The following is a 2,585-nucleotide window of genomic DNA, read 5'->3' as shown; positions in this document are numbered from 1 at the left end:
TCTCCGAGGGCGGTTGAAGCGTGGTAACTCCAATCTCCTCGGTCAGGCCCGAATGAACAACCTATCGAAACTCCACATCTAGGGGCAGTGCCGTCGACCTGCACCAACGAATCCCAACAGCCCCCGACGCCATAGTCGGGTAGGCACAGTCATCTCTGTGGCGCTGAAAACGAGAGTGCCTGCGGACGTGTTCAATGCCAGCGAGTGCTTGGCGTTGGTTCACTCAAGGCGCTTGCCTTTCTCGCGAAACGACCGGGGGGGACAGCCCGACGTGTCGGCGAAAGGCCGTGCTGAAGGTCCCCGCCGGACCATACCCGACGGGGCCAGCAATTTCGTCCAGCGTAAGTTTGCCGTCGCGCAGCAGGTCCTTGGCGACGGCCATGCGCCAGGCCAGAAGATATTCCATCGGTCGGGTGCCGACGGTGCGGGCGAACCGGTCGAAGAAGGCCGAGCGGGACATGCCGGCTGCGTGTGCGAGATCGGTGACCGTCCAGGATCGTCCGGTACTGCCGTGCATCAGCCGCAGGGCCGTGGAAATCCGCGGATCCGCAAGCCCACGCAAAAGTCCCGGCTGCGCTCCATTCTGAGGCGCCACTCGCAATGCTTCGCTCAACAGGATCTCCGCGAGGCGTGTGAGGATGAACTCGCAACCGGGGTCGGTCCGACCTGCTTCCTCGCCGACCAACCGCACCAGCTGCATCAGTCTTGAAACACCCCGGATGTGGATCATCCGGGGCAGGAGCGCCACGAGCATCGCGGCATCCGAGATGGAACTCGTCCCGGCCTCCGTTGGGGTCACGCAGTCGCAGTCGATCCAGTCGCAGAATGCGCTTGAGGTGGGCAAACAACATCTCAACCTTCTTGCGCTCGCGTCGGGAGGCGATCCACTCCTCCTCTTGGGCGATGGCGCGTACGAGGTGAGGCGGGCTCCTTCGTGGACTGAGCAAGGCACCTTCCGGGCCTCGGCGCCGGAACAGCATCGCGGCTTGAGCGCGCAGGCATCGCAGTCGGGCTTGCTGGCCTGATAGCGGAAGAATCCGTCGGCATGTGGCATGTCCGGATCGCGGCCGCCATAGGGTCGGGTTCGCTTCAACACCTTGCCGGCCGGGCAGATGTAACGATAGCGATTAAGATGGTAGGCGAAATCGGCGCGGGCAGAGGTGCCATCGACCCGGGCGGACTTGTCGAACACCGGGATGTGCGGCTCGATATCACGGTCGTGGACCAGCAAGCCGAGCATTTCGGCGGAGCCATAGCTCGTGTCGGCAATCAGCTTTCGGGGCCACAGCCCAAGATCGTCGTGTGCGCGCTCGATCATCCGCTTCGCTGCGGTGACCTCGACCTGACGCATGGCCATGCTGGCGTCGACATCGATGATCACGGCGTTCTTGACATCGATCAGATAGCTGGTGGCGTAGCAGAACTGCGCTTGGGTGCCATGCGCCGAGGAGTAGCGGGACGCAGGATCCGACGGCGACACGCGCGACGGCACCACCCTGGTCGCAGCGCCGAAGGCAGTATCGCCGAGCATGGCGAGATACTCGTCGATCGCTCGGACCGGACCCTTCGTCCCCAGGATGGTAGCATTATCGATCGGCTTCGGCCCGGATCAGGCTTGCATCCACCGCAAAGCCGTTCCCACCGATCAGTCCCTCATCGATGCAGCGCCGCACCGTCGCCTCGAACAGCTAACGGAAGAGGTCGCACTGCCGGAAGCGGCCATGATGTCGGTTCTTCGAGAACGTCGAGGGATCGGGCACGTCGTCGTCGAGCCCAAGCCGGCAGAACCAGCGATAAACGAGGTTCAAATGGACTTCTTCGCAAAGCCGGCGCTCCGAACGGATGCCAAAGCAATAGCCGACGATCAGCATCCGGATCATCAGTTCAGGATCTATCGAAGGGCGTCCGATACCGCTATAGAACGGCTGCGGGCGAGTGCAGATACCGGTCTGGTCAACGAACCGATCGATCGAGCGTACCAGATGGTTACTCGGAACATGGCGCTCGATGCTGAACTCGTGGAACAGCGCCTCCTGCATCACCAGCCGATCGCCCATCATCGTCACGCCCTCCTCTGATAAGGATGACTGAATCAGGACTTCTCACCCGCGGCAACACCGGCCCTTCTCAACAACTTCGGCCCATGTCGGTCACTTCATCCATTACGTGTGGCCGACGACAAAAAAGGCGGCAATGGGCCGCCCGGTCAGGCCGCGCCCACGCAGCCGCGAGCGAACTGGCATGAGCGAAAAGAACCGCCCACGTATTCTGCCTCGATTTTCAGTATCGCAATTCCGGATGCAAAATCGCAAGAACACTTTTGCTGGAATTGCTCAGTCCGTCGCGGCCTCTTGGTTCCCCAGCTCGGCGAATTTACCCAGGCTCTCCCTCTTGTCACGTGTTTCCTGCTGCTTCCAGCCGTCGCGGCGCTGTTCGATCTCCGCCTCGTCGACGTTTAGAGCGTGTCATTTGGTTTTTGAATCGACGAAGGGATTCCCTTGAGGGGTCGGATCTGATTCAAGCTGCCTGCTGGGTGGAGGCTGGCATGCATGACCAAACCCTATTCCAATGATCTTCGTGAACGG

The 2,585-nt window shown here is 61.4% G+C and carries 1 protein-coding gene and 1 pseudogene; both read right to left on the bottom strand.

Translation table 11 applies throughout. From position 1 onward, the window contains the following. Nucleotides 1-223: 223 nt before the first annotated feature. On the bottom strand, nt 224-700 hold the full coding sequence (locus HNS03_RS25615; protein ID WP_367198875.1) for a helix-turn-helix transcriptional regulator: 477 nt from the start codon (nt 698-700) through the stop codon (nt 224-226). Between the two features lie 64 nt (nt 701-764). After that, nucleotides 765-2,060 (bottom strand): annotated as a pseudogene (locus tag HNS03_RS25610) (transposase); the annotation flags it as partial. Nucleotides 2,061-2,585: the final 525 nt, after the last annotated feature.

Origin of the sequence: Amorphus sp. 3PC139-8 (assembly GCF_040750475.1) — a bacterium.
Lineage (GTDB): Bacteria > Pseudomonadota > Alphaproteobacteria > Rhizobiales > Amorphaceae > Amorphus.
This window is presented reverse-complemented; position numbering and strand designations above follow the sequence as displayed.